Source organism: Gimesia sp., assembly GCF_048262075.1.
GTDB lineage: Bacteria > Planctomycetota > Planctomycetia > Planctomycetales > Planctomycetaceae > Gimesia.
Genome location: NZ_JBLXFK010000009.1, coordinates 266193 through 286287, shown reverse-complemented (window position 1 = coordinate 286287; position 20095 = coordinate 266193). Strand labels below are relative to the sequence as shown.

The window sequence follows — 20095 nt, the reverse complement described above, 5'->3', positions numbered from 1 at the left end:
ATTATGAATAAGAAAAATGAATTCGTCAATACGAATTACGAACGTGTAGGGGAGATTGCATCTATTTTTAACCGGAACGGTGTCTGGTATATCAACATGCAGATTCGTGGAAAACAGATTCGCAAATCTCTGAAAACTTCCAATAAGAAGGAATCGCGTGCCAGGGCACTTGCCCTGGAGCGAGAACTGTTAAAAGGAGATGCAGTAAAAACAGTTGATTCCGAACCGACATTGATCACCGATGCGGTTGACGAACTAATTCAAAGCTGTGAAACAGAAGACCGTCGTCCAAAGACGATCAGTAAATATAAGCAGGTCTTGAAAGGCGTCGCTGAGTTTGCAGAATCGCGCAATCTTTACAAGTTAGAGCAGCTTGACGTTCGATTTGTGGATGCCTACCGACAGTATCGAAAACAGAAAGGAGCGAAACCCAAGACGATTTATACCGAAGTTGGAGTGATCCGGCGACTGTTCCGCTTTGCTAAGATGCGTCGCATGATCAACGAGGATCCGCTGGAAGGTTTGAGGCACACTGAACCCAAAACGGAACCGCAACCGTTCTGGAACTGGGATGAGGCCGAACAGATCCTTAAGTTCAGTTCCAAGACTCACCGTCCGGTATTTACTTTTCTGGCGGAAACCGGAATGCGGATCGGGGAACTTCGTTGGCTGACCTGGGACGATGTGGACCTGAAGCAGAGATTGATTCATATCCGGCCCAAGGATGACTGGACGACCAAGACCGGAAACGTGCGAACAATACCGATGTCAGAACGCGCACGCGAGATTCTGCAATCACAGACCCGGCACAGTCGCTGGGTCTTTACGGCCAAAGCGTCACCCAATTATCCGCAGGGGGATCATCAGGTCTCGGAACGCAGGCTGCTGGAGTCACTTAAACGGACTCTGGAAAAGCTGGAACTGAACGGCCACCTGCATACGTTCCGGCACACTTTTATTTCGCGAGCCATCGTGGCAGGAATTCCTGAGGCAATTATTCGGAAATGGGTGGGGCATGTCGATCATAAGACACTGCAACACTACACGCATATTGCTGATCAGGAGTCACAGGCTGCGATGGAAAGATTGAATCGGCCTGACGCATAGTGTCTGGCCAGGAAAGAGCATTTAGAACGAGACGGCGACCTTAAGCACGTCGTTCTTTAAAAAACACAGGGCCGGGGGCTCTGGAAGTCTCAGAGCCCCGGCCCGTATTTAATTGCGGCCTGATGGATCAGGCCCATTTGTACGACAGCAATGTCAAAACGTTTTTCTACAGGAGGGTTCACCATGAACCAGATTTTTAAGAAGCAGTTTTCTGATCAGCACAAATCTAGCACAAAATCAGAATCTTCAATTCCGGTTGATCGTTTAGTCCTACAAAAAAAGGGTCAAAAGCCGTCGTGTACAAATGACAGCGGAGAGAGGGGGATTCGAACCCCCGGTACCTTGCGGCACACCGGTTTTCGAGACCGGCACATTCGGCCACTCTGTCACCTCTCCGGTTGGAAAATCATAGATTGAATGCGGTCTGGATCCTGAATGAACTGACAGCATAGTCTGATCACTGTCCAGCGTCAAATTCGAACAGCCAAAACTTCCTCTCCGGAGGATTGTTGTTGCCAGGCTTCGCAGCCAACTATCTTTGCTGTTTTATCGTAAGAAAATCAGTGTGTCTCCTGCTCTGAATTCCGTTATAGAGTCAGAACCAGTTGAAGGGCTCGAAATATAAACGATTCCCTGCATCTTTCTTGCAGACTCTCTGTTGTCGGGATATGCTGTAATTTATAGATGTTTTCTGTAAAGGATGGTTCACCATCAACTTTGGAAAATCAACTCTCACAGAAATTAGCTATCTGGCAGCGAACATTTAGTAGATGAAGTAGGTATAATGAGAGCCGAGGTATGTCCATGTTCTGTGTGGCTGCCTATTAATTCGTGATTTCACAGGTAAAATGTCCTCTCTTTCACGACCTCGGTTCATCCGTTCATTAGCGATGGAATTTATAATATGCGTCTATTCCATTTTGTTTCAATCGTGAGTCTGTTTACGATTTTGGCAACGGTTTCTTCCGTTTCCGCAGAAGAACAATATCTCGAATTTCTCCAGGGATTACGGGATAAAAACTATCATGACACGGCATTACAGTATCTTGATACCATTGCCGCTGATAAATCGACACCAAAGGAGATTCAGGAACTGATTCCCTTTGAACGTGCGATGACATTGATGATGTTCTCGCGGACTCAAAAACTGCCAGAGGAGCAGGAAGAAACATTAAATCTGGCTCTGGCACAGTTAGCGTTGTTCACAAAGCAGTACCCCAATCATCCCATGGCGGGAACTGCGAATACCGAACGTGGTAAAATTATTCTGGAAAAAGCGGAAGTGGAAGGCCGCAAAGCCCAGTCGCCTGCGGAACAGAATAATAAAAAAGCCCATCAGGAAGCAGCGCGAAAGCTGGTGGCACAGGCCAGAGATATTTTCCAGAAAGCCTTTAATCTGCATGAAAAAACCTGGAAATCATTTCCTGCGACTTTCATTGACAAACAGAAAGAACCAGCTAAATACGAGGCTCGGGCCAAAGCGGAAATCCAGTTCATGAGTGCCCAGTTGGATCTGGCACAATGTACTTATGCAGAAGCTCAGACTTACGATCCCGGCAGTGCTGACTTTAATCGGCTCCTGAAAAAAGCGTCTGAAGAATATGCCAAGATTCATGAACGCTATCGTAGCCAGGTGGGCGGCTTATATGCCCGGATGTGGCAGGGGAAATGTTTTGAAGAACAGGGTGAACTGGGACGTGCCCTGGGGATCTACAACGAATTGCTGGGGCACCCTGGTAAGTCCTCGGCTATCAAAGCATTAAAAGATAACTGTCTGCAGTTCCGATTGATCTGTCTGAATGACGAAAAGAAAAAAGACTATCAGCTGGTTATTAATGAAGCAGAACAATGGCTGAAAGAAAATCGCTCCCGCAGTCGTACTGCCATTGGGCAGGGAATTACCTGGGAACTGGCGCGTGCTCAGGAAGCTTTAGCTAATCAGGAAAGCACCAAAAAAGGTGATCAGGATCGGATTCTCAGACAAGCCCTGTCGAATGCCCGGTTTGTGAATGCGTTCCGGGGGAAATATCGCGATGTTTCCCGACTGATGGTGGGGCGAATCAATGCAAAGATACAGGGGAGTTCTGGCGGGGATCCTCAGGATTTTGCAACAGCCTATGGCCTGGGGCAAGACCGCAACAAGCAGTCCAAAGGGTTAAAAGACAAACTGGCAGCAGCAAAGTCAGCAGCGGATAAAAAGAAAGCACAGGTCGAGCTGACTCAGTTTATGGAAGAAACCGCCCGTATCCTGAGAATTGCCTTGAAACTGGCGGATAATAAAACTGATCCGAAAGAACTGGATCATGCCCGTTTTCTGCTGAGTTACACCTATTACAATCTCAGACGCAGTTATGAATGTGCAATTCTGGCAGAGTTCGTCGCGAAGAGTGACGATAAAGTGAATGGCGGCATGTCACTGGATGCCGCTTACCTGGCTCTGGCTGGTTATCTGCAGGCTTATAATGATTCCCCCAAGGATCTCCGTTACGTTGACAATCAACATATGGAGGCGATCTGTAACCTGATTACCAGCAGATGGCCTGAAAGTGGACGTGCAAATGATGCCCGGATTCAGCTGGGTAATATTTACAGTTCGACCGAACGGCCTGCTGAAGCAGCAAAATGGTTTTCACAGGTTCCACCCGCCGCTCCGCAATACACGGATGCCCAGATCAGAGCCGGCCAGGCCTATTGGAACAGCTACCTGACTGCAATGTCGCGTCGTTCCGAAACAAAACCGGAGAATGCAAAGCAGTGGTCAGATTTAGCAGAGAAACATCTACGCACTGGAATTGCGGCGACATTGAAAGCGGTGCCCCCAACTGCAAAGACTCCTGAAAATTTAACTGCTGCAAAGACATCATTGGCACAGATTGCCTTGAATAACGGAAAATATCAGGAAGCAATTGACATTCTGGCAAAAGACCCGCATCCGGTTCTAAAAGCCATTCATGTTGCAAAAGGGACAAAACGGCCTGCAAAAGGTGTGCAGAGCAGCGAGTTCGCGAACCTGGTCTACCAGTTACAACTCCGTGGCTATATTGGTCTGCAGCAAATTGATCTGGCGCGTAAAGCGATGAAAGAACTGGAAGAATCCGCCTCAGGTTCCGGTGGTGAATCGATTACTGAAATGTACCGTCAGTTGGGTGAGAAAATCACCGAAGAGATTGAACGCCTGAAAACAGCCGGTGACACCAAACGTATTAACGATGTCCGAAAATCGCTGGAAACATTCCTGACAGATATCTTCAAACGCAAAGATCAAACTTATGGCTCACTCGTTTGGATAGGTGAAACCTATTACGGCATGGGACAGGGAGCCAGTGAAGACCCGACGGTAGCCCGTGGATATTATGATAAGGCTGCTGCAGCGTTTGAAGAGATCCTGAAGCGTCAGGCGGCGACCGGCGATTTTATCCCAGGCAATTTTCAAGTGGGGATTACCCTGCGTCTGGTGAACTGTAAGCGGGAACAGGGAGAATACGAAGCTGCTTTGAAACTGCTCGCACCGATACTCAAAGAAAAAGATAAATCACCTGAAGTGCAGTTTGAAGCCGCTAGCCTTCTGCAGGCCTGGGCCTCAAGCGGTCAAGGCGATAACAATAAAAAATATCTCGATGCCATTAACGGGATGGAGCTGGAAAATGGGGCAGTCATTCGTGGCTGGAATTATTTGGGCCGACTTCTACAAAATGCAATGGAATCACCAGGTCGTGAAGATCTGAAGGAAATGTATTATGATGCTCAGTATAATAAGGTAGAGTCGCTGCGAAAGTATGCGATCGCTGTCAATGATGCTGATAAGCTGGAACGCGCTAAATCCGAAATCAATGTGTTCGGCCAGATCAGTGTCGACCTGCCGGAAGATGTCTGGGATCGGTTCAACCAGCTGTATCGACAGATCCAGACTGACATGGGTGAAGATCCACAGGATTTGGCGCGACGTGTCAGTGTCAGTGAAACAGTGGCCTCCAATGATGCGACGCCACTGAAAACAGAAACATCGGCAGATACCCGACAGAAAGTGGCACAACAACCGGCGGAACAGGCTGCAGGCGGATCCAATACTATGATCATCGTGTTGGTTCTGCTGGTAGGGGTTGGCGGCGCCGCCGCGTTTTACTTCTTTGGCTTAAAACCGGGGAAGAAGGCACCAAGAACTTCATATCAGTTGGCGACCAATGTCACAATGCCATCTGATATTCCCGCTCCTGCACCTCCGAGTTCAAAACCAGGTCGAGCGACAGGGCCAAAATCATCTCAGCCTGACGTTTCTGTAGAGAAACCAGGCAGCAAAGCTAAACCTGAGAAATCCAAAAGCAGGCAGCCGACTGAGAAAACTGATTCCGGAAACGAAAAACGCAAGCTGACGCCAGAGCAAATCGCTGCCCGTAAAGCTAAGCTGGCACAAATGTCGCCTGAAGAAATTGCAGCCCGGAAAGCGGCGATTGCCAAGAAAAAGGCGGCTCAGGCAAAACAACAGAAATCGTCACGACCTCGTCCCGAAAGCGAATCCCAGGACAGCTGATTTCCGGCTGGTTCGAATACTGAAGAGATATCTACCCGAGATGAGACATCAATTATCGTTGAGGAGCAATGAACTCATGAAACGTCCGATCTGGTCAAGTTTGATTCTGCTGGCAGGAATGTCAATTCTGACGGCGTCAAATGCTACTGCTGCAGATACGATTTATCAGTATGATGGCAGCAGCCCGTTACTGGGAGACATCAGCGGTTACACGAAAACTGAGCTGACTTTAAAACGCGGAGCATCCGATGTCAAAATACCAGCGAATGAAATTGAACGCGTTCGCTGGGAGGGTGAGCCTCCTCAGTTGAATATTGCTCGCAATCAGGAACAGAACGGCAATTATGCAGCCGCTCTGGAAGAATATAAGAAAGCTGAAAGCTCCGCGAGTCCGAATCTGAAAAAGAGCTTGCAGTACATGACTGCCCGTGCCACCGCCCGCAGTGCAAAATCAAATCCTGCGGTTCTCGATAACGCCATTAAACTTCTGGATGATTTTGTCAAAGCCAACGGAGATCACTTCAGTTATTATCCGGCGATGAAACTGCTGGGTGAATCCTACCTGGCGAAAAAAGACTATGTCGCTGCAAACTCCGCCTTTGGTACGGTTGAACGCTCCCCCTGGAAAGATTACCAGATGGACGCCAAGAATATGAAAGCGCGGGTTTTGCTGGCTCAGGGAAATACGAAAGGAGCACTGGCTGCCTTTGAAACCGTTGCCAAAATGGATGGCAAAACGCCAAGTGAACTAGCAAGTAAACATGCCGCCCAACTGGGGAGTGCCATCTGTCTGGAGAAAGATGGTAAACCTCAGGATGCCATTAAAGTTCTGGATGAAATTATCAAAAATGTCAGTTCTCAGCAGAGCAGTCTGCTGGCGGAAGCGTATTTGAAAAAAGGGGACTGCTACCAGGCTTTAGGTGAATCGAAAGAGGCTTTGATTGCCTATCTGCATGTTGACGTCCTGTTTTCTTCAGAACCCGCTGTGCATGCTGAAGCCTTGTATCATCTTTCGACACTCTGGGGTAAAGTTCAGAAACCAGAGCGGGGTGCTGAGGCGCGAGCAGTACTGCAGCAGCAGTATCCTGACAGTGAATGGACGCAAAAAGCCACTAAAAGCTGATAAATTGACGTGAAAGTCAGATTGCTGGCAAGATTCGTCAAGTCTTCCCTTTACAATGCAATTTCGGCCTATAAATAATAGCACACTTGCATTTAAGACACTTTCAGTCCTACTGCAAGATATCCACGATTAACACTCCTTTCAGTAGACCGGAGACCACAACGATGATGATGGGGAATTCCTTGGAACGGAATCAGACTTCACTGGCTTTTCGTAGCCTGAGCATATTGTTACTTCTGGCTGTCGTTCTGACACCGTTTGGTCTGACAGCGAACAGCTGGGCCTTTCAGGACGAGGCGGCACCAGCTACGGGCGAGGCACCAGCTGCGACTGAAGCGGCCCCGGCTGCTGAACCCGCGGGTGAAGCACCTGCTGCCGGTGGTGGCGAAGCTCCTGCCCCTGCTGGTAATGCGGCACCGGCTACACAGGAAAGCTTCCTGTCCTGGATGATACGGGCATCAGGCTTTTTTGGTTTTATCCTGTTGCTGCTATCTTTCCTGATGGTAGCTTTAATCATGGCGAATGTTCTTTCCATCCGCCGGGATAACCTCATGCCTCCAGATTTGATCGCTGCCTTTGAAGAAAAAATAAATAACAAGGATTACCAGGGGGCCTATGAGCTGGCAAAAAGCGATGACTCTTTTGCCGCACGAGTGCTGGCAGCTGGTCTGAGTAAGCTGAACCAGGGTTACGCTGAGGCTGTTGAGGGCATGCAGGAAGTTGGTGAAGACGAAAACATGGCCATGGAACACAAGTTGAGTTACCTGGCCCTGATCGGTGCGATCGCTCCGATGATCGGACTGATGGGTACCGTTTATGGTATGATTTTGAGTTTCCAGACGATTGCCAACTCAGCGACTTCGCCTAAGCCATCGGAGCTGGCAGATGGTATTTCTACTGCGTTGTTTACTACACTTGAAGGTTTGACCGTGGCGATTCCCGCTATGATTTTCTACAGCCTGCTGCGAAACCGGGTCGCCCGCTTTTCACTGGAAGTCGGCATGATCAGCGAAAGCCTGATGAACCGCTTCTCCTCCAGCAGTAAATAATGGTGTCATCGATCAAACAGACAGGATGCGTTTTGCATCCTGTCAAACCCTGATTGAGTAAAGAGTGATTCAATGAAAATTAAAACCAAAAAGCCGGCGGTGGCAGACGTTGATATGACGCCGATGATCGACATCGTATTCCAGCTGATCGCGTTTTTCATGGTGATTACCAACTTCGAGCAGATTCAGGCGGATGAGCGCGTGAAGCTGCCTTCGGATTCCCTGGCAAAACCTCCCGAGGTCAAAGCCGCGGACGAGCTGGTATTGAACATCGGTTTTGACCGGAACTCGCAAGGGGAGATTACAGATCCCCAGGCATATATTTTTTATAATGGCGAGCAGATTCCCGTGCTGAAATTCGGACCGAAGTTCGAGCAGGAAGCCCGTATTTACAAGCAGAAAAATCAGGATCCGAATGATGTGCCTGTGATTCTGAGAGCCGATGCGCTGGTCGAGACAGGTCTGGTTCAGGACCTGATTAAACTGGCGCAGGAAAACGGTTTCACCAAGTTTGCTTTTAAAGCAACTCAAAAAATCGAGTGACGACCCTTAAAAGATTACTGTTGATGAAACAGTTTTTAATTTGTCAGGATCAATTCCTATGAAGTTACGCAGTTCAGGTCGAGAAGCAGAAAAAATCGAGCCTCAGATGGCGCCGATGATTGATGTGGTCTTTCAGCTTCTGATCTTCTTTATGTTGACGTTGAATATTGTGGAGCCGGAAGGTGACTTTAATGTAAATATGCCAATTACAGACAATGCGCCTTCTGCTGATGAGCCTGTCCTCAAGACTGATATTAAGGTCAGGTTGGTAGCGAATGAAGATGGTTCGCTCAATACAATTCGGGTAGGACAACTCAACCTGGGTAACGGTCCCAATGTATTCTCTGGCTTGAATCATGAGATTCTGAAGATTATCGGTAGACCGGGAAGTCCTATTACCAAAGATATGGAAGTCGAACTGGAAGCCGATTACAACCTGCATTATGAATATACACTGAAGGCAGTAAGTGCGTGTACCGGACGCCTGGATCCTACTGGGAAACATATCATCCGTTACATCGAAAAAATCAAGTTTGCACCACCGGTGGGTAGTAAGAATGCGGGAAGCTAAGCAGTTCAGGGTAATAAATCATTCGAACAGCTCACAGACAGGCCCGTCTGTGAGCTGTTTTCATTTCGTAAAACAAGTGGAAATAAAGACATACCTGGAGTTCAAGTTCATGGGATGTTTATGAAATTCATGTCGGAATCAATGGTTCTGGTTTCCTTTTCAGTAGCAACCGCATATTTGTTTGGCTATAGTGTACGATTATCCTTTGCCTGATATGGGTATCAAGGTTTTTAATAACAGCTTTGTATTTCACGGTTTAACAGACCGTAAAACAACAGCTGATGTCTGTTGTGTGTTTGGGAGATCACACAATGATTTTGTTACCTCGTACTCTGTGAAGATCAAGAGGAGTGAAGGTCGGTCGCAACCATGAAGTTTCAATGAAGGAGCAGACGAGGTCCTGTATTGAAATCTGGCTGACTGTCACTATTCAAAATATTTACAGAGAGAACGAACTGCTGTCTGGAGAGATGAACTATTCCAGATCCAGACCGTTCACAAGGCGGAATGCATCGCGGGAATGCCCCAGTATGCAGAATGCCTGTTTGAGCAAAAATCAAAATCATTCCCAAACTCTCTGGATGTCTGATATTCATTTCCGGAGAACAGGGATGTTACTGGATCAGATTCAAGCGATTGAAATCGGCCTGAATCACCTGTTTTTTACAATGAGTTTCAGCATGCGAGAATCGATGGGAACAAGTAACTAGAATCTTGCCTTAGACTTAAAGTGACTCATTTGTAATGTTGTTAATCAGTATTCGTGTGCTCTACGCATTTGTATGCGCAGGAGCCATCGCCACCTTTGTTAGTTCAAACCCGCCCAGCCCCGTCGATCAGTATCCACTGATTGCCTTCGTATTGCTGATGATTTTGACACAGGCTGTGACCTGCCTGGATCTGCTCATCAGTCGTAAACGGATCGAAGTGATGTCGGCCATTTATTTTGGCCTGCTGGTCGGCGTGTTACTGAGTTATCTACTGATCCAGGCCTTAAACCCGGTGATTTCCAAGACACCGTGGGGTGAGGGAGTGGTCATGATTACGACCCTGACCTTGCCTTATCTGTGTATCTCGTTTCTGCTACAGACCAAAGATGACTTTCGGTTTATTGTCCCTTATGTCGAGTTCTCACGAGAACTGAAAGGGGGACGCCCCCTGGTGCTGGATAGCAGTGCTTTAATTGATGGGCGCATTGCGGATGTCGTAGAAACGAAAATACTGGATTCCGAGATGGTGGTTCCCGATTTTATTCTGAAAGAAGTTCAGGATATCGCGGACAGCAGCGATAAAGTTCGCCGCGTGAGAGGCCGTCGTGGTCTGGACATTCTCTCCACTCTACAGAATAACCCGACCGTCGATATTTCGATGTATGAGGCCAAAGAGACCGACAAGGAAAAAGGGCTCACTGTCGATCAGCGGCTGGTAGTCGCCGCGAAGAAGCTGGGTGGTAAAGTTGTCACTAACGACTTCAATCTGAATAAGGTTGCCAGCGTGCAGGGGGTCGATGTGATCAACCTGAATGATGTTGCCAACTCATTGAAACCACGCTATCTGCCTGGTGAACATATCCAGTTGAAAATCATCAAAGAAGGAGAATCACAGGCCCAGGGTGTGGGATATCTGGATGATGGTACAATGGTAGTCTGTGAACAGGCCAATCACCTGGTAGGACGTGATGTGGATGCTGTTGTTACAAGTGTTCTACAGAGTAGTGCAGGTCGCATGATTTTCGGTCGGGTGACCGAAAATCGCTGAGACAGGCACATCTCATCCGGCCGCAAATGGAGCGCAATCATGAGTAACCGGAAAGTGAGTCATATTGGAATTGCCGTTGTGGAATATCAGCGGCGATTCCTCGTGGGAATTCGAAATGGGGATTCGCCTCTGGCAGGCTATCATGAGTTTCCCGGTGGTAAATGCCATACCGGGGAACCATCGTCTGTCTGCGCCGCGCGGGAATGCAGGGAAGAGACAGGTCTGGAAGTAATACCGGTCCATGAACTGCTTTCGGTCCAGCATCATTATGACCATGCAGAACTGGATCTGGATTTCTGGCTCTGTCGGCCCGCAGATGCCTCGGATGAGTTATTCAAACAGACCCTGCATGGGTTTCACTGGATCCCGGCCGCTGAACTGCCTGAGTTAAGTTTTCCGGCGGCGAACTCTGCGATCGTGGAATTACTGGTGAAAGAGTATGCTTCCGAATAAGCCCGCGTCTGAGAGAAATCTATTCTGTACAGACCAAGGTGTCGCTGGCACGCTGTAAAATATATCAGTCAATTTTGATCTGATTTGACTTTCTCTCAGTGTGACCTAGACTTCACCAACATATCGAGCGACTGTTTTCACATCTCAACAGAATGCATTGACAGGTTTCCAGGGCATGGGCTATTCAATCACTCAGGCGACCCCGAGTGACGATCAGGAAGAACTGATTTCTCTGATCAATCGGAATTTTAAGAAAACCAACTCGCAATGGTTTAACTGGTCTCATCATCAAAATCCATTCGGTGAGAACTATTGCTGGCTTGCACATGAAGACTCAGCGGGAAAGCTGATTGGTTCGACTGGTTTATTAACACGTCGCATGTGTTACGACGGGAAACCATTTGCTGTCGGTCAGGCAGAATCGATTAATATTGATGAAGAACATCGGTCTGCTCAGGCTGCTTTAAAATTGCAGCGGGCTCTCATCGCACACCTGCCCAAAACCGATTTTAGTTTTGTGTATGGTATGACGGATACCGCGACTGCCGTCTTCAAACGCTGTCGCTATCAACAGGTGGGGACATTCCAACACTGGGTGAAACCCCTTCGTACTGAGTACAAATTCAAGGACCGAATCTCATCGCCGCTGGTCAGAAAAGGAGTTGCCAGTCTGGCGGATCTGGGCTTACGTCTTTATTCAGAAGAGACACGGACATTTTTACCACATCAGAATAAAGTCAATTTTGATGCCCCGATTGATGAACGCTTCGAAACTCTGTTCCATGAGCATTCCGCAGGGCTGGTAATGGTTGAGCGGACACGTGAGTTTCTGGAATGGCGTTTTCGACAGGAACCGAGTACCCGATTCCAGATCATGACTCTGGAAGACCGCAATCAGAGGCTGTTGGGTTACATGGTCTTTGTGCTGGGAGAGACGGGGCGCAGTGGTGATTATGCTGCGGGCATTCAGGATTTTTTCTATCGTGATGTGAAATCATTTCGGTTGATGCTGACGGCCTTTAGCGGTTATTGTCGTCAGATTGGTATGGAGACAATCGTGATGAACTATTTTGGTCGCGAGGAAGTTTCGAAACTGCTGGCACGCTTTGGATTTTTTCAAAGACGATCACAGACGAACGTGTTTGTGTATGCAAATCCGGAATGCGAGGATTTCCAACTCGAGCCCCTCCTCAATCCAAATAAATGGCACCTGACGAACGCAGAGCTGCTTTCCTGAACAGACCATGTTCCGGAGATAGGCCGTTTTCTTTACTGCGCACCCTGTTGCTGCCGATTTTGCTCTCGGGCAATTAACTCGGCAGCCGCTGCAGAGCCGGTGTTGAAATTGGCGGTAGCGAGGCTGGGAATTCCGTACCCATGTCCTTTAAGAGGATTGAACCAGATTTGACGTCCGGAAAAGGGGTCCAGGCAGTAGGTATATCCGTCGATTGAGACGAAGAGCTGTTCTTCATCCACGAGAATCGCGACATAATTGGAACGGCCTTTAGGAGATTTCCAGGACCAGAGCAGCGCACCTGTATCTCGGTTGAGCGCGACGACTCTTGAATTGAAACTGACGAATAACAGGTCAGTGATGTCCAGATTGTTCGCTGGCTGAGTCGGATACTCAGCATACTCATTTTCATCCAGGAAACCGCCGCTCATGAGTAACCGCCTGGTTTGAACTACAGTGTAAAATGGAAGGGATCTGTGGCGACACGTACGGGGCAGCAGGCGGGGGTTTGAACCCTATTTAATAGGGCGAATCACAGGTTTGCCAGCCGTTTTATCTTTGTCCAGTTTTCCAGGTCCGAGCGAGGGATCGATGGCAACAGCACGTTCATAGTCTTCCGCTGCTTTGTCATGTTCACCACGTTCCTTAAATGATTTTGAACGCATCAGGTAGGCTTTGGCAACGATTTCATCAATCCGTTTGGCGCGTTCGAAATCGCGTAGTGCATGTTCCACATCACCCTGTTTCATGAAGGCATCACCCCGCACTGAATACGCTTCAGGTTGTGGCTGAATATTAATGGCCCGAGAGCACTCCTGGATACAGCGATCCAGCTTGTTTTCCTCTAAATACAGCGCACCACGAATATAATAGCCGCGGCCCGTGTCCTGTGTGAGTTCGACGATTTTTGCATAATCTTTCATTGCCTTTTCACGCATATCCGAAGCCAGATAAAACTGAGCACGTTCCAGGATCAACTCTGTATCATCGGGTGTTTTGGCAAGTCTTTCATTGAGACCGGCCAGCTTTTGCAGCCAGATGATTTTTTCTTCATCCGCTTTCTGTTTCTCAGGCTGTTTTGCCAGCTGATAGACGGCCATGCGCTGCCGATAAAATTTCAGATTGCCGGGACTGAGTTCGATGGCTTTGGTAAAATCAGCAATGGCTTTGTCATACTCTTTGCGTTTCTTCCAGACCAGTCCCCTGTTATCGTAGGCATTCAGATATTTGGGGTTCAGCTGCAGTACATGGTTCAGGACTTCTACTGCTTTGTCCATTTCATTCAAATTCATTAATGCGAATCCGAGATTATTCATCGCATCAATACTGTCAGGTTTGATTTCCAGAACCCGTTCGAAATCTGCGCGGGCTTCTTTAAGTTTGCCTGTCGTCGCAAACAGGAGCCCCCGATTGTTTAACGCCTGATGGCTGTCTGGCTGGCACTCGATCGCTTTGGTGAAATCTTTCACAGCGAGTTCTGTACCGCCACGTGTCATGAAAAACAGGGCACGTGTGTAGAAATACTGTGCGTTTTTCGGGCTCATCTCAATCGCTTTAGTCAAGTCGACGATGGCATTCGCATCCTGTTTTAAATCTGCCCAGGCACTGCCTCGATGAAAGTAATATCGTGAAACTTGAGGATTCAATTTGATTGCCATGGTCAGTTCCTGGGTCGATTCCGCCAGCTTGCCTTGCTTCTGGAATTCCATCCCACGGAGATAGAATTCTTCCGCTTTCTGAATGGAAGTTTGATCGACGACGGCCTGCGCATCATTAGCAGATGTTGTGGGGACCGGCTTCTGGTGCGGTTCCGATTCAGCTATCGCTGTTTCCCGTGGGTTGCCCACTGCAGTCTGCGCGGTTATTTTGGAAGTGTCCTCTGGTTTAACTGCTTGCTGTGTCGCTGGTTGCGACTCAGAACCACATCCGCTGAACAGCATAAAACCGACTAGCATCCCTGCAATCTGACGATTCATTTTTTGATTCACCTACTTTGTGTATCCGCACTTTATGCATAAAATGCAATTAATTGACCGAAGGCTTGTAAAACGACATCCAAAATCTGTCAATCCCAATTGATTTTTCACTTTTTTCATCAATGGACGTTGAGCCCGCGATCTTTTACAATCCGGAAGTCCGACAGCGGTCCGATCATCGGTTATATCTTACAAGGAATAAACAACTTGCAATTACCACGTAATCCAACCAGGGAAGTGAGAATTGGTACAGTCATTATTGGAAATGCTCACCCCATTGCCGTACAAAGCATGACTGCTACCAAAACCAGCAACATTGACGCGACCGTTGCCCAGATTCACTCGCTCGAACAGGCGGGGGCAGATATCGTGCGGATTGCCGTTGATAATAAGCGGGAAGCAGCAGCGTTAATCGAAATCCGCAAACAGACAACCGTTCCACTGACCGTCGATCTGCAGGAAAATTATCGCCTGGCGGAAGTGATTGCTCCGTATGTGAATAAGCTGCGATACAATCCGGGGCACCTGTATCACCATGAGCCTGAAAAGGCCTGGCAGGAGAAAGTCCGCTTCATCGCTGAAGTCGCGAAGGACAATGATTGTGCAATGCGGGTGGGGGTGAACTGCGGGTCTGTCGATCCAGCCAAGCTGGAAAAGTATGATCCGCATGATTCTATTTCGCCGATGCTGGAAAGCGCACTGGATCATTGTGAATTTCTGGAATCCATAGATTTTACTCGGTTCTGTGTTTCACTGAAAGATTCTGATCCGGCGAAAGTGATCGAAGTCAATACCCGGTTTGCCGCCAAACGACCTGATATTCCGCTGCATCTGGGCGTCACAGAAGCGGGGCTGCCTCCTGATGGTGTGATTAAAACCCGGATCGCATTCGAGCAACTGGTCAGCAAAGGGATCGGCGATACCATTCGCGTTTCCCTGACTGTGCCTAATGACCGCAAAGGAGAAGAAATTGAAGCCGGGCATTCGATTCTGAATGATATCGCTGCCGGACGGGTTCGATCCGTTGTCGATTTCGACCAGAAGGGATTAAATATTATCAGCTGTCCCAGCTGTTCCCGTGTTGAGAACGAAGTCTTTGTGGATCTGGCGGGTGATGTTAAGCAGATGACCGCCTATGCGAAGGATCATAAAATCACAATTGCCGTGATGGGGTGCCGCGTTAATGGTCCCGGCGAAACAGATGATGCCGACCTGGGACTCTGGTGCGGGCCTAATTATGTGAATCTGAAAAAAGGGAGTGAATCTCTGGGACGCTATTCTTATGATGATATACTGCCTCGACTTAAAGGCGAACTGGACGCTCTGATTGAGCAGCAGTCGGCAAAAATTTAATCGTCGACTTGTGGTGCGCTCTCTCAATTTTTCCGAAACTCATTTCTCATAAAAGGCATGGATGTAAGTCATGGCCAATTCAAGTTCTTCAGTCGACCTGACCACAGCAACCATCCTGATTTTTGGTGCTTCCGGCGACCTGACTGCACGTAAACTGATTCCCGCGTTATACGACCTCTGGAGTGAAGGTTTTCTCTCTGAAGAGCTGCCGATCATCGGGTTGGCACGTCGCTCCAAAACGGATGAGCAGTTTCGCACAGAACAGCGTGAGACAGTGGCACAGTTTACCAGAACAGGAACCGTGACGGATGAGAAATGGGCAACATTTTCCAAAAGGCTGTATTATCGCGAAGTCGATATCACAGATGAAAGTGATCACGCTTCGTTGAAATCGACAGTGGAAACTGTTGAACGTGAGACGGTAGGAGATGTGATTTCCAAACGCGTCGCTTACCTGGCGACAGCCCCTTCACTGTTTTACCCCGCCGTACAGTCGCTCTCTCGAGCGGAGATGATTCCCCGCAACTCAGAAGATCAATGGTTGCGGGTCGTCATCGAAAAACCGTTTGGCCACGATCTGGAATCTGCGCAGAAACTCAGCCAGGAATTGAGTGAACTCTTATCCGAAGATCAGATTTATCGCATTGATCATTATCTTGGAAAAGAAACCGTTCAGAATATTCTGTTATTCCGTTTGAGTAACTCGATCTTTGAGCCGCTATTGAATCGCAACCATGTTGATCATGTGCAGATTACTGTAGCGGAATCACAGGGAATTGAACACGGGCGTGGTGGTTATTATGACCGTTCCGGAGCCTTACGGGATGTATTGCAGAATCATGTATTGCAGTTGCTGTGTCTGATTGCCATGGAGCCACCGGCGCTCTTCCGTGGTGAAGAAATCCGCGATGAAAAACTTAAAGTACTCAAAACCCTGACTCCGGGCTCCAAAGGACCGATATCGGAATGGGCTGTCGCCGGGCAGTATACCGCCGGGCAGTCCCATGATCAGGCGGTTCCCGGTTATCGGGAAGAAGAGCGGGTCCCTGCTAACTCAAATCGTGAAACATTTGTGGCGATGGAAGTTCTGGTGGAAAACTGGCGCTGGGAAGGGGTCCCCTTTTATCTGCGAACCGGAAAACGTCTGCCTGAGCGTGTGAGTGAAATTGCGATTCAGTTCAAACATCCTCCCATGAATCTGTTTACAACGGTGGAATGTGACGGCGATATCTGTTCAATGGTGGAGCGCAAGCCGAATGAGTTGATCTTCCGCATCCAGCCGAAAGAGTCGATTTCCATGAAATTTTCAACGAAGCGCCCCGGAATGCAATACCAGATTCAGCCAGTCACGATGGACTTCGCGTTTGAAGACGCGTATCACACGAGTCTGCCTGAAGCCTACGAGCGGTTGCTGATGGATGTCCTCCGTGGCGATTCGACATTGTTTACACGTAGTGATGAACTGGAAGCTGCCTGGAAATTCGTGACTCCCGTGCTGGAGCAATGGGAGCGTCCCGAGCATACACCGGAACCATATTACGCCGGAACCTGGGGCCCCGCCGGTGCGATCAATCTTTTGGATAAATCGAAGCGGCGCTGGCGGACTCCTTCCACCAGTAAAAAACTGTAATGAGATTTGTTGGCCAGTAGCCGAACTGTTCAATCCGGTTGGTCGGGTTTCTGCTGAAAATGGTTTTTGATTAATAGCAGCGGCTTGCTTACTATCAGAAACAGTATTATTCCCAGCAGCGCGCCTGTGGTATCTGCGATCCAGTCTTTGATACTCGGTTCGCGTTGTAAAATTGGAATGCCCTGCAGCAGTTCGTCGATCACACCAAACAGGCTGACTCCAACAAAAATCAGTATCAAACATTTGACTGTCAGACGATCCCACTTCAGCGACAGCCACCAGGTCAGTAAAAACGCCAGTCCGGCATAAGCGATAAAATGCAGAGGCACGTCAGTCCCCTGTGGGATGGTTCCCTTCTTTAGCGGAACATGAGTCGCTGTGAACAGTATTATCCAGTATAGAATCAGTCCGCTGCGTATCAGTAATTGATAACGGTTCATAACTTCCCTGAAAACTGGTCTGACTTACGATAGTGCCGAGCGCTGGAGTCCCGATTTATACCGGGTAAGGTGCTTTCAGCCGAGCAGCCGGATGCGATTCCAGATAGCTGGCAATGCGGTCCGTACGAGAGAGCGCTTCGGGAATGAAATCGATGGCCTGTTCCAGGCGGTCATTAGGCTCGGCACAGCTGAACCGTAAAAATCCCTGTCCGGCTTCTCCGAAACATTCTCCACCCAGGCAGGCAATGCCAAAGTCATCATCGGCACCTTCCAGCAGATACAACGCCAGACCGTGACTGGTAATCCCGAGTTGATTACAGACCGGAGCGATGTTGACGAAAACATAAAACGTGGCATGAGGATCGAGAGCATGGAAGTGTTCGATCTTGTTCAGCTTGTTCGTCAGCAGTACAACTTTCTCGCGGAATTTCAGCATGACTTCGTCCCGCTCGACTGAATCGCAGTTGAGTGCAGCAGCGCCAGCTAACTGAACAATCGGAGGCGTGCAGGAAAGTGTGGTATTCACCATTTTTCCGATGGAGGTCGCGACCGCTTCTGATGCGACACAGAAACCCAGACGCCAGCCGCTCATACTATAGGATTTACTGAAAGTATAAGCGGAAACACATTGCTCCATCATACCCGGTTGTGCGAGGATTGAGTGATGTTTGCCCTGCCAGACCATGTGGCAGTAAGGTTCGTCACTAAAGACTGCGATGTTTTTGCCGCGAATCAAATCGGCAATCGCCTTCAGATCTGATTCCTGAATCACACCACCGGTGGGGTTATGGGGGGAGTTCAGGAAAATGGCTTTGGGAGAAGGATCTTCTGTCAGAAATTTTTCGATGTCGGCGATATCAGGTCGGAATTCATTCGACTGTTTGAGGTCAGACAGTACCATGCGAGCGCCACGACGTTCAATGTTCGGCAGATACGTGGGGAAATACGGACTGAAAACCAACACACCATCACCGGGGTTTAAGAATGCTTCGCAGAAGAACTGCTCAAAGACTTTGGCTCCGGGACCAACCACGATGTTTTCCGGTTTTGCATCGACATTGAATTCCCGGGAGACAAATTCCGCTGCCGCTTTACGAAACTCAGGAATACCCGGCGAAGCACAATAGTGTGACTGATTATTCTGGATGGCTTCAATCCCGGTGGATTTGGCAGATGCAGTACTGTCAAACGGACTGTCGCCGACTTCGAGTTCGACGACATCTTTACCTTCTGCTTTAAGCTGTTTGGCAACGGCCAGAACGCTGAACGCGGTTTCCACGGTAAGAGACTGAGCGAAATCACTTAATGTTAGTGCCACGAAGGTATCCCCTTTGAGTTTGAAGTTATTCCAGAAGCATTCTCAATATGAACTATTGTCTTTTCAGGCCTGGATCAACACGCTGGCCGAAATAGTCTGCACGCTCGTTGGTGTGCGCGCCTAACATTGATCACCAGCCAATACAGGTTTAATAGTCCACTATTACTCTATAGTGGGTAGCCGGTTTTTGAAACTGGACCAGCCCCGATTCTGTGAAACTCACTTTATTTCGTTGAAATGGCCTGTGCCAGGGGACGCAGCACCTGATCAATCACATACTCGTTGAGCAGTCGATCCGATCTGGCTTTCAGATCCAGCATCGTGTCTTCGAGTCTGGTGTCTGCCGACTGACTCCCATACTGCCTGAGTGTGAAGAAGACCGAAATCTGCTCGTCGGGATACTCATCGCGTTTGACCTGATAAGCGTTGGTACGTGTTTCTATCAGCAGGCGTGCCTGGCAGCGACAGGAATCATCCAGGCTGAGAGTAATCGAAGGTTCGTAGTTCAAAGCCTGTGAACCGGGAATCTGCAGCAGGCTGTCGACCGCATGATTTGCTCCAAGCACTTCAGCGACCAGGGCATCATGATTGCCTCGGTAAGAAAAATCAAAACCAACGATATAATCCAGGGCTTCACAATCCAATGGGCTGACTGACAGCATATAAGGAACCAGTTCCAGCATGAGCCTGTTCTGTTCCAGGCAGTCTTCAGGATCTTTGGGGTTTAAATAGCCGCTGCAGATTCGCTGAGTCTCGAGTGACATCCAGCGCTGCTGCCCGACTTCTTCTTTATCTTCTTCCAGAATGAATCCGCTTTCGCCACGATTGTAGAAATTCCGCATGCTGGGAAATGATTTCTGGACCCGTTCAAAAAAATTCAAAACCGTATCGCGGGAGGAAGGCAGTGTCATTTCAGTACACAGGTTTAAGTTGATGAAATAATCATCAGACAGCATGCTGTATGGGTGCATAATCGCTCGATCGTCATATAATTGAGACTGACAACTCCAGC

The 20095-nt window shown here is 48.5% G+C and carries 16 protein-coding genes and 1 tRNA gene; 11 read left to right on the top strand and 6 right to left on the bottom strand.

Annotated features, from left to right (window positions below; translation table 11 throughout):
* Positions 1-3: 3 nt before the first annotated feature.
* A complete protein-coding gene (locus ACN0YH_RS18570; protein WP_417381079.1) occupies positions 4-1107 on the top strand; it encodes a tyrosine-type recombinase/integrase in 1104 nt (367 codons plus the stop codon).
* Between the two features lie 311 nt (positions 1108-1418).
* Here the strand turns inward: ACN0YH_RS18570 and ACN0YH_RS18565 are convergent.
* A tRNA-Ser gene (locus ACN0YH_RS18565) sits at positions 1419-1503 on the bottom strand.
* Positions 1504-2011: 508 nt separating this feature from the next.
* Between ACN0YH_RS18565 and ACN0YH_RS18560 the strand changes: the two genes are divergently transcribed.
* The 8 genes from ACN0YH_RS18560 to ACN0YH_RS18525 all read left to right on the top strand — a co-directional run bounded on the left by ACN0YH_RS18560 (position 2012) and on the right by ACN0YH_RS18525 (position 12369).
* Complete coding sequence (locus ACN0YH_RS18560) at positions 2012-5635, top strand: hypothetical protein (RefSeq protein ID WP_417381078.1); 3624 nt, start codon at positions 2012-2014, stop codon at positions 5633-5635.
* A 76-nt stretch (positions 5636-5711) separates the two neighbouring features.
* Positions 5712-6758, top strand: coding sequence for a tetratricopeptide repeat protein (locus ACN0YH_RS18555; RefSeq protein ID WP_417381077.1), 1047 nt, complete (start codon positions 5712-5714; stop codon positions 6756-6758).
* A 164-nt stretch (positions 6759-6922) separates the two neighbouring features.
* A complete protein-coding gene (locus ACN0YH_RS18550; protein ID WP_417381076.1) occupies positions 6923-7807 on the top strand; it encodes a MotA/TolQ/ExbB proton channel family protein in 885 nt (294 codons plus the stop codon).
* A gap of 72 nt (positions 7808-7879) precedes the next feature.
* On the top strand, positions 7880-8350 hold the full coding sequence (locus ACN0YH_RS18545; protein WP_417381075.1) for an ExbD/TolR family protein: 471 nt from the start codon (positions 7880-7882) through the stop codon (positions 8348-8350).
* Between the two features lie 58 nt (positions 8351-8408).
* Positions 8409-8921, top strand: coding sequence for an ExbD/TolR family protein (locus tag ACN0YH_RS18540; RefSeq protein WP_417381074.1), 513 nt, complete (start codon positions 8409-8411; stop codon positions 8919-8921).
* A gap of 744 nt (positions 8922-9665) precedes the next feature.
* Positions 9666-10679: a PIN/TRAM domain-containing protein gene (locus tag ACN0YH_RS18535; RefSeq protein WP_417381073.1), complete on the top strand. Its 1014-nt coding sequence runs from the start codon at positions 9666-9668 to the stop codon at positions 10677-10679.
* A 39-nt stretch (positions 10680-10718) separates the two neighbouring features.
* Positions 10719-11132, top strand: a complete 414-nt coding sequence (locus tag ACN0YH_RS18530) for a (deoxy)nucleoside triphosphate pyrophosphohydrolase (protein WP_417381072.1) — start codon at positions 10719-10721, stop codon at positions 11130-11132.
* Positions 11133-11307: 175 nt separating this feature from the next.
* The gene (locus tag ACN0YH_RS18525; RefSeq protein WP_417381071.1) at positions 11308-12369 is read left to right on the top strand and encodes a GNAT family N-acetyltransferase; all 1062 of its coding nucleotides are present in this window, start codon (positions 11308-11310) and stop codon (positions 12367-12369) included.
* Positions 12370-12401: 32 nt separating this feature from the next.
* On the opposite strand, the gene ACN0YH_RS18520 is transcribed toward ACN0YH_RS18525, so the two are convergent.
* Positions 12402-12797: a PQQ-binding-like beta-propeller repeat protein gene (locus ACN0YH_RS18520; protein ID WP_417381070.1), complete on the bottom strand. Its 396-nt coding sequence runs from the start codon at positions 12795-12797 to the stop codon at positions 12402-12404.
* An 84-nt stretch (positions 12798-12881) separates the two neighbouring features.
* Positions 12882-14342 carry a tetratricopeptide repeat protein gene (locus ACN0YH_RS18515; RefSeq protein ID WP_417381069.1) on the bottom strand — a complete coding sequence of 487 codons (1461 nt, stop codon included), beginning with the start codon at positions 14340-14342 and terminating at the stop codon, positions 12882-12884.
* 207 nt (positions 14343-14549) lie between these two features.
* On the opposite strand from ACN0YH_RS18515, the gene ispG reads away from it, so the two are divergent.
* Both ispG and zwf read left to right on the top strand, forming a co-directional pair.
* The gene (gene ispG / locus ACN0YH_RS18510; protein ID WP_417381068.1) at positions 14550-15695 is read left to right on the top strand and encodes a (E)-4-hydroxy-3-methylbut-2-enyl-diphosphate synthase; all 1146 of its coding nucleotides are present in this window, start codon (positions 14550-14552) and stop codon (positions 15693-15695) included.
* Positions 15696-15765: 70 nt separating this feature from the next.
* On the top strand, positions 15766-17325 hold the full coding sequence (gene zwf / locus ACN0YH_RS18505) for a glucose-6-phosphate dehydrogenase (RefSeq protein ID WP_417381067.1): 1560 nt from the start codon (positions 15766-15768) through the stop codon (positions 17323-17325).
* 29 nt (positions 17326-17354) lie between these two features.
* On the opposite strand, the gene ACN0YH_RS18500 is transcribed toward zwf, so the two are convergent.
* The 3 genes from ACN0YH_RS18500 to ACN0YH_RS18490 all read right to left on the bottom strand — a co-directional run bounded on the left by ACN0YH_RS18500 (position 17355) and on the right by ACN0YH_RS18490 (position 20054).
* Positions 17355-17765, bottom strand: coding sequence for a VanZ family protein (locus ACN0YH_RS18500; protein WP_417381066.1), 411 nt, complete (start codon positions 17763-17765; stop codon positions 17355-17357).
* Between the two features lie 55 nt (positions 17766-17820).
* Positions 17821-19083, bottom strand: coding sequence for a pyridoxal phosphate-dependent aminotransferase (locus ACN0YH_RS18495; protein WP_417381065.1), 1263 nt, complete (start codon positions 19081-19083; stop codon positions 17821-17823).
* Positions 19084-19307: 224 nt separating this feature from the next.
* The gene (locus ACN0YH_RS18490; protein ID WP_417381064.1) at positions 19308-20054 is read right to left on the bottom strand and encodes a hypothetical protein; all 747 of its coding nucleotides are present in this window, start codon (positions 20052-20054) and stop codon (positions 19308-19310) included.
* Positions 20055-20095: the final 41 nt, after the last annotated feature.